Source organism: Geodermatophilus sp. SYSU D00525 (genome assembly GCF_054050475.1).
This window is the reverse complement of sequence record NZ_JBJGZK010000006.1, coordinates 60,684-73,950: the sequence shown is the minus strand read 5'-3', so window position 1 is coordinate 73,950 and position 13,267 is coordinate 60,684. Positions and strand designations below refer to the sequence as shown.

Below are 13,267 nucleotides of genomic sequence, written 5' to 3'. Positions count from 1 at the left end.
CCGGACCCCGTCAGCCCGCCCGGCGCCGCCCGGCCAGCCAGGCCGACACCCGGGGGCTGAGCGCCAGGCCGGCCGCGACCAGCGGGCAGACGGCCACGACGAAGGGCGCGACGCCCACGTCCTCGCCGACCGCGACCGCCGTCGCGACGACGAGGAGGGCGAACCCCAGCGAGGCCACGGCGCCTAGGAGCAGCGGCCACCGGCCCCGGCGGGAGACCAGCCAGACGACGCCGAAGAGCTGGATCACGGGCAGCAGGAGCAGCGCGTAGACCCACCAGTCGCGGACGTCGTCGGACTGCACCCCGCCGAGGACGAAGGGCAGGACGGTGACCAGGGCCAGCGGCAGCACGCCGAGGGCGCCGACCGCCGCGGCGGCGATCGCCGTGCCGGGCATGCGGGAGGGGCTCGTGGAGGACGTGGTCACGCCGCGGAGCCTAGGACCGGCGCCCGCTCAGGCGACGCGCTCGGGCTCCCCCGCCGACGACCGGCGCCACGACGCGTGCAGCCGGGCGTAGGGGCCGACGGCGTCGACCAGGTCGGCGTGCGTGCCGCGCTGCACGACCCGCCCGGCGTCGACGACGAGCACCTCGTCGGCCCGCTCGGCGGTGGACAGCCGGTGCGCGATGGTGAGCGTGGTGCGGCCCTCGGTGAGGCGGTCCAGCGCCAGGGTCAGCCGCCGCTCGGTGGCCGGGTCGACGGCGCTGGTGGCCTCGTCGAGCACCAGCAGGTCGGGGGCGGCCACGTGCGCGCGGGCGATGGCGACCAGCTGCCGCTCCCCCGCCGACAGCGACTCCCCGCGCTGGCCCACCGCGGTGGCGACGCCATCGGCCAGGCCGGCCAGCCAGTCGCCGAGGCCGAGCTCGGCGAAGGCCGCGGTGACCTGCTCGTCGGTGAGGTCGGGGCGGCCGTAGCGGACGTTGTCGGCGACCGTCGCGTCGAACAGGAACCCGTCCTGCGGCACCATGCCGACCCGCCGGCGCAGCGAGGAGAACGCCACGTCGGGCAGCGGCACCCAGCCGGAGGCGTCGGAGCCGAGCAGCACCCGCCCCTCGGTGGGGTCCATGAGCCGGGTGACCAGCTTGGCGAACGTCGTCTTCCCCGATCCGGTCTCCCCGACGACGGCGTAGCGGCGGCGCGGCGCCAGCGCGAGGTCGACGTCGTCGAGGGCCGCCCGCGCGCCCGGGGCGTAGCGGAAGGTGACGTGCTCGAGCCGGACGCCGAGCGGCCCGGCCGGCAGCTCGCGCGCGGTGCCGGTGGCGGCGGGGTCGCGGACGTCGGGCTCGGTGTCGAGGACGTCGAGCACCCGGCGGAACCCGGCGATCGCGTTCTGCCCCTCGTTGAGCACCTCGCTGGCGGTCTGCACCGGCGCGACGAACAGCGTGACGAGGAACAGGAACGCGACGAGCGTGCCGGCGCTGACCTGCCCGGCCAGGCCGAGCAGCACGCCGACCACGACGACGGCGGCGTTGGCGACCGCGGCCGCGAACTCGCCGGTGACGAAGACGGCCGCGGTGACCTTCTGCGCGTCGACCTGGGCGCGGTAGTGCCGGCCGATGGCCCGGTCGAGGCGGGCCGCCGTCCGCTCGCGGATGCCGTAGGCGCGCACCGTCGGCGCGCCGACGACGGACTCGGACACGGCGGCGAGGACGTCGCCGACCCGCTCGCGGACCACGCCGTAGGCGACCTGCAGCCGGCGGGCGAACCAGCGGACGGCGAAGGCCAGCGGCAGGAAGCAGACCAGCACCAGCAGGGTCAGCTGCCAGGAGTAGACGGTCATGACGACGGTGGCCACGACCAGCTGGCCGAGGCTGACCACGCCGAGGACGCCGCCCCACTGCATGAACGTGGACAGCTGGTCGACGTCGCTGGTGACGCGGGAGACCAGGGAGCCGCGGCGCTCGCCCTGCTGGTGCAGCACCGACAGGTCGTGCACGTGCCGGAACGCCCGGGCGCGCAGCCCCGCCAGCGCGGTCTCGGTGGTGCGGAACAGCCGGACGTTCATCCGGTAGACCGCCACCCCGGTGACCAGGACGACGACCGCGCAGACCAGCACCAGCGTGCGGACCAGGCCGAGGTCGGGGCCGCCGGGGGCGAGCAGGCCACGGTCGATGACCTGCTGGACGGCGATCGGCACGACCACCCGCCCGGCGGTGGCGACCAGCGCGAGCGCGAACGTGGCCGGCAGCCCGCGGCGGAACTCCGGCATCATCCGCAGCCCGCGGCGCAGCGTGGCGAACGCGCCCTCGCGCCGCCCGGCAGTCACGGCGCTCGTCGGTTCGCTCCCGCGGGGCGCTCCGCTCCTCGCTCGTTCCTCGCTGCGGTGCTCACGCCCCTGTCCGCTCACGCCGCCACCTCCGCCTGCGCGTAGGCGCGGACCAGCGCGGCGTAGCCGGGCACGGTGGCCAGCAGGTCCTCGTGGCTGCCGCGGGCGGTGACCCGGCCGTTCTCCAGCCACACCACCTCGTCGGCGAGGGCGATGGTGGCCTGCCGATAGGCGACGACGACCACCGTCGAGGGCCGGTCGGCCGAGCGCAGCGCGTCGAGGATGCGCGCCTCGACCGCGGGGTCGACGGCGCTGGTGGCGTCGTCGAGGACGAGCAGCCGGGGGCGGCGGATGACGGCGCGGGCCAGGGCCAGCCGCTGGCGCTGGCCGCCGGACAGGGTGGCGCCGCGCTCGCCGACGCGGGTGTCGAGGCCCTCGGGCAGCCGGTCGACGAAGTCCTCGGCGGCGGCCACGCGCAGCGCCGCGCGCACCTCGTCGTCGCCGTACTCGCCGCCGAGGGTCACGTTGCCGCGGACCGTGTCGTCGAAGAGGAAGGTGCCCTGCGGGACGAACGCGGCCTGGCCGCTGACCTCGCCCTCGCGCAGCCGGCGCAGGTCGACGCCGTCGAGCAGCACCTCGCCGCCGACCGGGTCCACCAGCCGCACCAGCAGCCCGGCCAGCGTGGACTTGCCCGAGCCGGTCGGCCCGACGACGGCGACCGTGCTGCCGGCCGCGACGTCGAAGGTGACCTGCGACAGCACCGGCTGCGACGCGCCGTCGAAGACGTGGTCGACCGCGCGCAGGCCCAGCCGGGCGCCGCCGTCGCCGGCGGGCGCGGTCTCCGGGCCGTGCGGGGTCTCGCCGGTGGCGTCGAGGACCGGGGTGACCCGGTCGAAGCCGGCGAGCGCGCGCGGGAGGTCGGCGAGCACCCAGCCGATCGCGCGGATGGGCAGCGCGAGCAGGGTGAACAGGTAGGCGATGCTCACCAGGTCGCCGGCGTCGGTGGCGCCGGAGGCGACCCGGCCGGCGCCGACCAGCAGCACGGCGAGCGTGCCCAGGTTGGGCAGCGCCTCCATCAGCGGGTCGAACAGCCCGCGCACCCGGCCGACGGACACCAGCCCGTCGCGCAGCTCCTGCGCCCGCTCGGTGAACCGGGCGCTCTCGACGTCCTCGCGGCCGAGGGTCTTGACCACCAGACCCGCGTCGAAGCTCTCGTGGGCGATCTCGCTGACCTCGGCGCGCAGCTGCTGCGCCCGCTGCATCCGCGGGCTCATCACCTGCGAGTAGACGGCGTTGACCACGAAGACCAGCGGGAAGACGACCAGGCCGACCACGGCCAGCAGCGGGTCGGTGGCCACCAGCGCGACGACGGTGATGGCGATCATCACGAGCGTCCCGCAGGCGAAGGGCAGCGGGGAGACGAAGTACCAGGCGGCCTCGACGTCGGAGTTCGCGTTCGACAGCAGCTGCCCGGTGGGGTGGCGCTGGTGCCAGGCCAGCGGCAGCCGCAGGTACTGCGCGGTCACGCGGCGGCGGTAGTCGGCCTGCAGCCGGTAGGCCATCACGCCGGCGAACAGCCGGCGGCCGAGGATGCCGAGGATCTTGAGCACGGAGACGCCGAGGATCACGACGACGGCGAGGGTGAGCGCGCCGGCGGTGGTGTCGCCGTCGGCGAAGGCCGGCAGCACCACCCGGTCGGTGACCCCGCCGATCACGAACGCCGACAGCACGGTCATCGCGGCGTAGAGGCTGCTGGCGAGCAGGGCGAGGGTGAACATCCCGCGCTGCTCGCGGATGGACCGGGCGACGTGGCGCAGTCCCCGCCGGACGACGGCGTCTCGGGCGCGGGGCACGGGTCTCCTCGGGGTTCGCGACCGCACTCCGCGGTCGTTAGTCAGGCTAACCGGCACCACCGACAGGAGCCTGCGGGTTTCCCGGCTGGACGAGATCGGTAACCCGCGGCGGTGACTCCCTCTTCCCGCCCGCTCGCCGCGCGCGAGCGCGCGGCCCTCGCCGACCTCCTCGACGAGCTCGGCCCCGACGCCCCGACCTGCTGCGCGGGGTGGACGACGGCGCACCTGGCCGCCCACCTGGTGACCCGCGACCGCCGTCCCGACGCGCTGCCCGGCTACGCGCTGGAGCGCACGCCGGTCGGCGGGCGGCTGCACGCCCACGCGGAGCGGGTCGAGGCCCGGCTGCGCACCTCGACGGCGTACCCCGAGCTGGTGGCGCGGGTGCGGCAGGGCCCGCCGGCGTGGCTGCCGATGGGCTGGCCCGGCGTGTCGGCGCTCGCGGACTCCGCCGAGTTCGCGATCCACCACGAGGACGTGCGGCGGGCGCAGCCCGGCTGGGCGCCGCGCGCGCTCCCGCTGGCCGACGCCGACCGGCTCTGGGGCGCGGCGCAGCTGTTCGCCCGCACGGCGGCCCCGCGGTACCCGGGCGGCCTGGTGCTGCAGCGCAGCGACGTCCCCGGCCCCGGACGGCGGATCCGCGCCGGGTCCGCCCCGACCACGGTCGAGGGCGAGCCGATGGAGGTCCTGCTGTGGGCGACCGGGCGGCGCGACGTCGCCCGGGTGGTCGTGCGGGACGGCGCCCCCGTCGCCTGAGCGAGCCGTGCACGTCCGCGGTCCTGCACCGTGCACGTCCGCGGACGTGCACGCCGCCGGCCCGTCAGCGCAGCGGCGTGTCCGCGGCGGTGCGCACCGGGACGCCGGCCCCGGCCAGCGCGGCCTTGACGTCGGGGATGCGCAGCTGGCCGAAGTGGAAGACGGTGGCCGCGAGCACCGCGTCGGCGCCGGCCTCGACCGCGGGCGGGAAGTGCTCGACCGCACCGGCGCCGCCGCTGGCGATCACCGGGACGGTCACCTCGCGGCGGACCGCGCGGATCAGCTCGGTGTCGAACCCGGCGCGGGTGCCGTCGGCGTCCATCGAGTTGAGCAGCACCTCCCCCACCCCCAGCTGCGCGGCCTGCACCACCCACTCGACGGCGTCCCGGCCGGTGCCGCGGCGCCCGCCGTGCGTGGTGATCTCGAAGCCGGAGTCGGTGGTGGCGCCGTCGCGCACGCGGCGGGCGTCGAGGGAGAGCACGAGCACCTGGTTGCCGAAGCGGTCGGCGATCTCGCTGATCAGCTCCGGCCGGGCGACGGCGGCGGTGTTGACCGCGACCTTGTCCGCGCCGGCCCGCAGCAGCCGGTCGACGTCGTCGGCGCTGCGCACGCCGCCGCCGACGGTGAGCGGGATGAACACGCTCTCGGCGGTGCGCCGGACGACGTCGTAGGTGGTCTCGCGGTCGCCGGAGCTGGCGGTGATGTCGAGGAAGGTGAGCTCGTCGGCGCCCTCGGCGTCGTAGACGCGGGCCATCTCCACCGGGTCGCCGGCGTCGCGCAGGTCGACGAAGTTGACGCCCTTGACCACCCGGCCGGCGTCGACGTCCAGGCACGGGATCACGCGGACGGCGAGACTCATGCGCCCGCCCCCCGGACCGCGTCGGCCTCCACCTCGACCAGCATGTCGGGGTGCAGCAGCGAGGCCACGCCGACCATCGCGGTGGCCGGCCGGACCGCGCCGAAGACCTCGCCGTGCGCGCGCCCGACCTCCTCCCAGCGGGAGGTGTCGGTGACGTACACGCGGGTGCGGACGACGTCGGCGGCGGTCAGGCCCGCGGACTCCAGCGCGGCGACCAGCACGCCGAAGGCGACCCGGGCCTGCGCGCCCGCGTCGCCGGGGTGGACGACCGCGCCGTCGACGGTGGCGGTGCAGCCGCTCACCCAGGCGGAGTCCCCGTGCACGACGACCCGGCTGTAGCCGACGACGTCCTCCCAGGGCCCGCCCGAGCCGATCCGCCGCGCGGTCACGACGACGCCTCGCGGGTGACCGCCAGCGCCTCGGGCAGCGTGAACGCGCCGGCGTAGAGCGCCTTGCCGACGATCGCGCCCTCGACGCCGACCGCGGTCAGCCCGGCCAGCGCCCGGATGTCGTCGAGCGAGCTGACCCCACCGGAGGCGACCACCGGCCGGGGCGTGGCGGCGCAGACCTCGCGCAGCAACTCCAGGTTGGGGCCGCGCAGCGTGCCGTCCTTGGTGATGTCGGTGAGCACGTAGCGGGCGCAGCCCTCGGCGTCCAGGCGGGCGAGGGTCTCGTAGAGCTCGCCGCCCTCGCGGGTCCAGCCGCGGGCGGCCAGCCGGGTGCCGCGGACGTCGAGGCCCACGGCGATCCGGTCGCCGTGCTCGGCGATGGCGCGGGCGCACCACTCGGGCGACTCCAGCGCCGCGGTGCCCAGGTTGACCCGGCGGCAGCCGGTGGCCAGCGCCGCGGCCAGCGACGCGTCGTCACGGATGCCGCCGGAGAGCTCCACGTCGACGTCGAGCTCCCCGACGACGCGGGCCAGCAGCTCGCGGTTGCTGCCGCGGCCGAAGGCGGCGTCGAGGTCGACCAGGTGCACCCACTCCGCGCCGTCGCGCTGCCACTGCAGGGCGGCGTCGAGGGGGTCGCCGTAGGAGGTCTCGCTGCCGGCCTCCCCCTGGACGAGTCGGACGGCCTGGCCGTCGGCGACGTCGACGGCGGGGAGCAGCTGCAGGGTCGGCACGCTCCCAGCCTAGGGACCGCCTCGCTGTGGCCTGCCTCGCCCAGGGCAGGCTGCGGGCGTGGAGTTCGCCGACGTCGTCCGCAGGCGCCGCATGGTGCGCGACTACGACCCCGACCGGCCGGTGCCCCCGGAGGTGCGCGAGCGGCTGCTCGCGCACGCGATCCGGGCGCCGTCGGCCGGGTTCACCCAGGGCTGGGCGTTCCTGGTGCTGGAGACGGCCGAGGAGCGGGACCTGTTCTGGTCGGTGACCGCCTCCGGTGCCGTCCCCCACCCGCCCGGCCCCGACGGGTGGCTCACCCGGATGCGGCGGGCGCCGCTGCTGGTGGTGCCGCTGTCGTCGAAGGACGCCTACCTCGACCGCTACGCCGAGCCGGACAAGGGCTGGACCGACCGCGACCCCGCCAGTGTCGCTGCCCGCTGGCCGGTCCCCTACTGGGACGTCGACGCCGGGATGGCGGCCCTGATGATGCTGCTGACCGCCGTCGACGAGGGGCTCGGCGCCTGCCTGTTCGGCGTCCCGGCCGAGCGGGTGGACGCCTTCCGGGACGCGTTCGGCATCCCGGGCACCCACCGGCCGGTCGGCGTCGTGTCGGTCGGCTACCCGGGCGGGGACGACCGGCGCTCGCCGTCGCTGCGGCGCGGCCGGCGGGGTGTGGACGAGGTCGTCCACCGCGGCCGCTGGTGACCGGGCTGGTTGACTGCCCGCCCGTGACCTCCTCCTCGCGCGCCGTCCTCGTCACCGGTGGCTCCCGCGGCATCGGCCGCGCGATCGCCCGGGCCTTCGCCGGGCGCGGGGACCGGGTGGCCGTCCACTGGGGCAGCTCGAAGGAGCGCGCCGAGGCCGTCCTCGACGAGCTGCCCGGCTCCGGCCACGCGCTGGTGCAGGCCGACATGACCGACGCCGACGCCGTGGGCGCGATGGTCGACGCCGCCGCCGAGGCGCTGGGCGGGCTGGACGTGCTGGTCAACAACGCCGGCGTCTTCGTGGCGTCCCCGCCGCTGACCGCCTCCTTCGAGGAGTGGCAGGACGTGTGGGAGCGGACCCTGGCGGTCAACCTGCTCGGCGCCGCGCACGCCACCTTCCGCGCCGTCCCGCACCTGCGGGCCGCCGGCGGCGGCGCGGTGGTGAACGTGTCCAGCCGCGGCGCCTTCCGCGGCGAGCCGGACAACCCGGCCTACGGCGCGTCGAAGGCCGGGATGAACGCCTTCGCGCAGTCGATGGCCCTCGCCCTGGCGCCGCTGGGCATCTCGGTCACCGCCGTGGCGCCGGGCTTCGTGCAGACCGAGATGGCGCGCGAGGTGCTCGACGGCCCCGGCGGCGACGCCGTCCGCGCGCAGTCGCCGTTCGGCCGGGTCGCCCGCCCGGAGGAGGTGGCCTCGGCGGTGCTGTGGCTGGCGTCGCCGGAGGCGCGGTTCAGCACCGGCACGATCGTCGACGTCAACGGCGCCTCCCACCTGCGCAGCTGACCCCGGTCAGCCGCCGTGGGCCGCGGCCCAGTGCGGGCTGGTGATGAGGCCGAGCAGGTTGCCGAACGGGTCGGCGACCACCGCGGTGGACCAGCCCTCGCCGCGCACGGTGGGCGGGGAGACGACGGTGGCGCCGGCGTCCTCGAGGCGCCGCAGCGCGGCGGGCAGGTCGTCGACGTGCCAGTGGACGACGACGCCGGCCGGCTGCCCGGTGGCCCAGCCGGCGTAGCGGGCGTCCATGATCCCGAGCTCGTCCTCGTCGTCGCCGACGCGGAACTCGACGTAGGCCGGCGGCCCCTCGACCGGCCGGGTGAAGTAGGGCTCGGTGTCCAGCACGCCGGCGTACCAGCGGGCGGCGGCCGGGACGTCGTCGGCGAGCAGGGTCACGGTGGCCAGTCCTCGGAGCACGGGAGGGTCCCTCCGTCAGGGCGGTCCGCCTGCTGCGTCCCGCTGGACCCCATGCTCCGCAGTGACGTGCTCACCTCCTGAGCACTTTCCGCGGCATGCTCGGCGGCGTGCGTGCCGACCGGCTGGTCGCCCTCCTCCTGCTGCTGCAGGCCCGCGGCCGGGTCACCGCCGCGCAGGCCGCCGCCGAGCTGGAGGTGTCGGTCGCGACCGCCCGTCGGGACCTGGCGGCGCTGTCGGCCGCGGGCGTCCCGGTGTACCCGCAGGCCGGCCGGGGCGGCGGGTGGCAGCTGGTCGGCGGGGCGCGCACCGACCTCACCGGCCTGACCGGGCCCGAGGCGCGGGCGCTGTTCCTGCTGCTCGGCCCCGCCACCGCGGCCGGGCCGGACGCCCGGGGCGCGCTGCGCAAGCTGCTGCGGGCGCTGCCGGGCACCTTCCGCGCCGACGCCGCGGCCGCCGCGGAGGCGGTCGTCGTCGACCCGGCGGGCTGGGGCGAGCGGGCCCGGGACCGGCCGGAGGTGGCGCTGCTGCTCGACGCCGTCGTCGCCCGGCGGGTGGTGGAGTTCGACTACGCCGGCCGCGGCGGCACCCCGGCCCGGCGGCGGGCCGAGCCGTGGGGGCTCGTGGACAAGGACGGCACCTGGTACCTGGTCGCCGGCACCGCGGCGGGGCGGCGCACCTTCCGCCTCGACCGCATGGGGTCGCCGGCGGTGACCGGGGAGGTCTTCGCGCGGCCGGCCGACCTGGACCTGCCCGGCGTGTGGGACGAGGTGGTCGGCGCGGTCGAGGACCGGCGGTCCCCCGTCTCGGCGACGGTGCTGGTGGCCGGGCGGCTGGTCCCCGTGCTGCGGGACCGCTTCGGCCGGCACTGCGCCGTCGAGGGCGGCCCGGACGGCGACGGGCGGGTGCGGCTCCGGGTGGCGGCCCACACGGTGCGCTCGGTCGCCGAGCAGCTGGCCGGGTTCGGCGCCGCGGTGGAGGTGGTGGAGCCGGCCGGGGTGCGCGCGGAGCTCGCCGTCATCGGCGCCGAGCTGCTGGCCCGCCACGGCGGCTGAGCGCCCGCTGTCGACCTGCTGCCGCCTCGGCCCGGGCGAGGCGGCAGCAGGTCGACGTGCGGCGCCGGGTCAGCCGAGGTCCGTCGTCGCCCCCACGACGACGAGGTCGGAGCTGTGCGTGCCGGCCGCGTCCACCCCGGGCGGGCGCGGCTCGAAGCCGGGCAGGTCGCCCAGCCCGTCGCTGCCGTCGACCACCCGCAGCCGCAGCGGCCCGCCGCCGTCCACGGTGAACGTCGCCTCCACGCCCTGCGCGGGCGGCGCGTGGAAGGTGATCCACAGCCGGTCCTGTCCCAGCGTCCGCGCCGGGACGTCGCGGGCCTCGACGCGGGCGGCGCTCACCGTCCCGCCGTCGGAGGTCAGGTCGAGCACCACGAGCCGGACCGCGCGCTGCGGCGTGACCCGCACGGTGACCGTCCGCTGCCCGCCGGTGGAGCGGTCGTCGACGACCTCCACCCGCGACGTCGGCAGGTCCGCCACCTCCGCCGGCCCGGCCGCCACCGCCTGCCCGGCGAGGTAGGGGTAGTCGTGCGGCAGCGTCCGCGGGGTGCCGACGTAGCGTGCCGTGTACTCCCCCGGGTCGTCCTCGGTGCTGGCCCACCACGCCTCGCCGGTGTCGGCCTCCAGCGCGTAGACCAGCTGGCTGGGCACCGGGTGCTGCGGGTCGAAGCGGTCCACGGCCAGCCCGACGGCGGTGAGCAGCACGGTCAGGGCCGCCGCGGTGCCGGGCACGGCCAGCGTCCGCAGCCGCGCGGGGTGGGAGGGGAACAGCCCCTCGACCACCGGCAGCAGGGCGAGGGCGAGCACCGTCGCGACCGCCGCGGGCGCGGCCCCGCCGGCCAGGCCGAGCGCCGGGAAGAACAGCGCCACGGTCGGCGCGAGGACGACGACCGCGACCGCCCCCGCCACCAGTGCGCCGGCGAGCCGCGCGCGCCGCGGCAGCAGCCCGGCGAGGACGCCGGCCAGCGCCGGCAGCGCGGCCAGGTACGACCCGCCGGGCGCCACCGCCGCGAGCAGCACCGCGAGGACGGCGAGCAGCGCCAGCGCCCCGGTCCGCAGCGCCGTGGCGCCCACGCGGCGGCGCAGCAGCGCGTACCAGGCGAGCACCACGACCGCGACGAGCGCGACCGCCGCCAGCCGGAACCAACCCGGCTGCCACGGGTCGATCATCGAGGCGTACCCGGGCCGGACCAGCACCAGCAGCCGCCACAGCCCGACGACGGCCAGCGGGGCGAGCACGAGCGGCAGCAGCGCCGCCGCCGTGCCGAGCAGCGTCCGGGGCAGCGCCGAGCCGCGCCGCCGGTCCACCAGCGCCAGGACGGCGACGCCGAGCACCGCCGCGCCCGCCAGCGGCCACACCAGCGCGCCCGGGTACCGCGCCAGCCCGGTGGGCAGCGGGAAGTAGGTCGCGTCGCCGTCACCGGGGCGGGCGAGGTCGGTCAGGTCGGCGTCGCCGAGCTCCCGGGTGAGGGCGAGGGTGTTGTCGCCCAGCGCCTGGAGCGTCCGCTGGTCCAGCCGGGCCGGGGTGTCCTGGGGGGTGTGGTAGCCCGCGTTGCCGTCGATGAAGGCGGTGTTCAGGCCGGTGAAGTCGCCGTCGCCGAGCAGGACGCTGAAGTCGGTGTCGTTGGGCAGCGTGCGGTACACCTCGACGGCGAAGCTGCTCGCCACCGGGTGCGGCACCGCGGCGGCGTACCGCGCGGCCAGCCCGGCGTTGCCCAGCGACGTCTCGAACATGATCGGCGGGCCGGTGGTGCCGCGCGCCTCCAGGTTGAGCACCACCCCGCCCTCGCCCGCCAGCGGGTGGCTGTCGGCGAACGCCTCGGCGCCGCACAGGCAGGCCTCCTCGGCGTCGGTGACCACCACGACGACGTCGTTGCGCAGCGGCTCGCCCTCGCCCAGCGCGCGCACCGTCTCGAGGATCGCGGCCACCCCGGCGGCGTCGTCGCTGGCGCCCGGGCCGGTCTCCACCGAGTCCGAGTGCGCCATGAGGAACAGCCGGCCGGTGCTGTCGGTGCCGGGCAGGACCGCGACGACGTTGCGCACCCGCGCCATCTCCGCCTCCCCGGGACCGGCCTGCCAGGTGCCGACGGCGTTCTGCACGCGGGTGTCCAGGCCCAGGTCGGTGAGCGTGGCGACCAGCCCGTCGACGACGCGCTCGTGCGCCGGGCTGCCCGCGACGTGCACCTGCGCGGCGATCTCCTGCACGTGCGCGAATGCCCGCCCGGCGCTGAACGACGCCGCCGGGGCGTCGGCGGGCGCGGGCGCCGGCGGCCGCAGCGCCAGCACGCTCCAGACGGTCAGCCCGGCCAGCAGGGCCAGGACGACGAGCGGGCCGAGCGGCCCTCCCCGGCGCTCGGGTGCCGGGGCGGGGGTGCGCGACGCGGGCAAGCGGGTCCTCCTCGACCGGATGCGGGACCGGGTCACCCTAGGTGCGCGCGGAGGACACTCCGGGGATGCTGCGCGGTGCGCTCCCCGCTCGTGCCGGGCGCCGGACCGACCTGGGGCTGCTGGCGCTCCTGCTCGTGGCCGGCGGGACCGGGGTGCTCGCCTTCGGCGTCGGGACGCCGCTGCCCTCCCGGCTGGTGGCCGCCGTGCACGGGGCCGCGGGGCTGGGCCTGCTGCTGCTCGTGCCGTGGAAGGCCGTCGTCGTCCGCCGGTCGCGGGCGCGCACCCGCGGCCGCCGCGACCCGACGGCGGCCTGGGGCCTCGCGGTCCTGGTCGGGCTGACCGTCGTGACCGGCGTGCTGCACACCGTCGCCGGGCCGGGCCTGTCCGTGGGCGGGGTGGCGCTGCTGCAGGTGCACGTCGCGACGGCGGTCGGCACCGCGGTGCTGCTGGCCGTGCACGCCGTCGGCAGCCGGCAGCGGCCGCGGCGCAGCGACGCCTCCCGCCGCGCGCTGCTGCGGACCGGCGGCCTGGCCGTCGCCGCGGCCGCGCTGTGGGGCGCGGTCGAGGGGGGCCTGCGGCTCACCGGGGCGCCGGGCGCGCGGCGGCGCGGCACCGGCTCGCACGAGCGCGGCAGCGGCGACCCGGCGGCCATGCCGGTGACGCAGTGGTTCACCGACGCCGTCCCGGACGACGCCGGCGGGACCGTCGAGCTGGTCGCGCGTGGCCGCACGACCCGGCTGCGCGCCGCCGACCTCGACCGCGGCGACACGGTGACCGCCGTCCTCGACTGCACCGGCGGCTGGTACGCGACGCAGGAGTGGCGGGGCGTCCGGCTGGACCGGCTGCTGGCCGGCGCGGACCTGCCGGAGGACGGCAGCGTCGACGTCGTCAGCGTCACCGGCTACCGGCGGCGGCTGCCGCTGGCCGACGCGGGCGCGCTGCTGCTGGCCACGCACTGCGCGGGCCGGCCGCTGTCGGCCGGGCACGGGGCGCCGCTGCGGCTGGTCGCGCCGGGCCGGCGCGGCTACTGGTGGGTGAAGTGGGTCCGCCGGGTGGAGGTGGTCGACGCCCCGTGGTGGGTGCAGCCGCCCTTCCCCCTGCAGTAGC

The 13,267-nt window shown here is 77.5% G+C and carries 13 protein-coding genes; 5 read left to right on the top strand and 8 right to left on the bottom strand.

Annotation, left to right across the window (positions count from 1 at the left end):
- Nucleotides 1-10: 10 nt before the first annotated feature.
- The 3 genes from ACI796_RS07295 to ACI796_RS07285 all read right to left on the bottom strand — a co-directional run bounded on the left by ACI796_RS07295 (nucleotide 11) and on the right by ACI796_RS07285 (nucleotide 4,116).
- Nucleotides 11-424, bottom strand: a complete 414-nt coding sequence (locus tag ACI796_RS07295; RefSeq protein ID WP_456940569.1) for a hypothetical protein — start codon at nucleotides 422-424, stop codon at nucleotides 11-13.
- Between the two features lie 27 nt (nucleotides 425-451).
- Nucleotides 452-2,263: an ABC transporter ATP-binding protein gene (locus ACI796_RS07290; protein ID WP_456940568.1), complete on the bottom strand. Its 1,812-nt coding sequence runs from the start codon at nucleotides 2,261-2,263 to the stop codon at nucleotides 452-454.
- Between the two features lie 77 nt (nucleotides 2,264-2,340).
- The gene (locus ACI796_RS07285; RefSeq protein WP_456940567.1) at nucleotides 2,341-4,116 is read right to left on the bottom strand and encodes an ABC transporter ATP-binding protein; all 1,776 of its coding nucleotides are present in this window, start codon (nucleotides 4,114-4,116) and stop codon (nucleotides 2,341-2,343) included.
- 111 nt (nucleotides 4,117-4,227) lie between these two features.
- Between ACI796_RS07285 and ACI796_RS07280 the strand changes: the two genes are divergently transcribed.
- On the top strand, nucleotides 4,228-4,869 hold the full coding sequence (locus ACI796_RS07280; RefSeq protein WP_456940566.1) for a TIGR03085 family metal-binding protein: 642 nt from the start codon (nucleotides 4,228-4,230) through the stop codon (nucleotides 4,867-4,869).
- 64 nt (nucleotides 4,870-4,933) lie between these two features.
- On the opposite strand, the gene hisF is transcribed toward ACI796_RS07280, so the two are convergent.
- The 3 genes from hisF to priA are packed head-to-tail and all read right to left on the bottom strand — an operon-like array spanning nucleotide 4,934 to nucleotide 6,848.
- Nucleotides 4,934-5,728, bottom strand: a complete 795-nt coding sequence (gene hisF, locus ACI796_RS07275) for an imidazole glycerol phosphate synthase subunit HisF (RefSeq protein ID WP_456940565.1) — start codon at nucleotides 5,726-5,728, stop codon at nucleotides 4,934-4,936.
- Nucleotides 5,725-6,117 (bottom strand): RidA family protein, encoded by a 393-nt coding sequence (locus tag ACI796_RS07270; RefSeq protein ID WP_456940564.1) that lies wholly within the window; start codon nucleotides 6,115-6,117, stop codon nucleotides 5,725-5,727. Before ACI796_RS07270 ends, hisF begins: the two co-directional genes overlap by 4 nt.
- Complete coding sequence (gene priA, locus ACI796_RS07265) at nucleotides 6,114-6,848, bottom strand: bifunctional 1-(5-phosphoribosyl)-5-((5-phosphoribosylamino)methylideneamino)imidazole-4-carboxamide isomerase/phosphoribosylanthranilate isomerase PriA (protein ID WP_456940563.1); 735 nt, start codon at nucleotides 6,846-6,848, stop codon at nucleotides 6,114-6,116. The genes ACI796_RS07270 and priA overlap by 4 nt, the downstream gene beginning before the upstream one ends.
- A 58-nt stretch (nucleotides 6,849-6,906) precedes the next feature.
- Here priA and ACI796_RS07260 point away from each other — a divergent pair, with 58 nt between their 5' ends.
- Both ACI796_RS07260 and ACI796_RS07255 read left to right on the top strand, forming a co-directional pair.
- Nucleotides 6,907-7,533, top strand: a complete 627-nt coding sequence (locus tag ACI796_RS07260; protein ID WP_456940562.1) for a nitroreductase family protein — start codon at nucleotides 6,907-6,909, stop codon at nucleotides 7,531-7,533.
- Nucleotides 7,534-7,556: 23 nt separating this feature from the next.
- Nucleotides 7,557-8,315, top strand: coding sequence for an SDR family NAD(P)-dependent oxidoreductase (locus ACI796_RS07255; RefSeq protein ID WP_456940561.1), 759 nt, complete (start codon nucleotides 7,557-7,559; stop codon nucleotides 8,313-8,315).
- A gap of 6 nt (nucleotides 8,316-8,321) precedes the next feature.
- Here the strand turns inward: ACI796_RS07255 and ACI796_RS07250 are convergent, their stop codons facing one another.
- The gene (locus ACI796_RS07250; protein ID WP_456940560.1) at nucleotides 8,322-8,723 is read right to left on the bottom strand and encodes a VOC family protein; all 402 of its coding nucleotides are present in this window, start codon (nucleotides 8,721-8,723) and stop codon (nucleotides 8,322-8,324) included.
- Between the two features lie 107 nt (nucleotides 8,724-8,830).
- Between ACI796_RS07250 and ACI796_RS07245 the strand changes: the two genes are divergently transcribed.
- Nucleotides 8,831-9,775, top strand: coding sequence for a helix-turn-helix transcriptional regulator (locus ACI796_RS07245; protein ID WP_456940559.1), 945 nt, complete (start codon nucleotides 8,831-8,833; stop codon nucleotides 9,773-9,775).
- Nucleotides 9,776-9,844: 69 nt separating this feature from the next.
- On the opposite strand, the gene ACI796_RS07240 is transcribed toward ACI796_RS07245, so the two are convergent.
- Complete coding sequence (locus tag ACI796_RS07240; protein WP_456940558.1) at nucleotides 9,845-12,160, bottom strand: M20/M25/M40 family metallo-hydrolase; 2,316 nt, start codon at nucleotides 12,158-12,160, stop codon at nucleotides 9,845-9,847.
- A gap of 65 nt (nucleotides 12,161-12,225) precedes the next feature.
- Between ACI796_RS07240 and ACI796_RS07235 the strand changes: the two genes are divergently transcribed.
- Nucleotides 12,226-13,266: a molybdopterin-dependent oxidoreductase gene (locus ACI796_RS07235; RefSeq protein WP_456940557.1), complete on the top strand. Its 1,041-nt coding sequence runs from the start codon at nucleotides 12,226-12,228 to the stop codon at nucleotides 13,264-13,266.
- Nucleotide 13,267 lies beyond the last annotated feature (1 nt).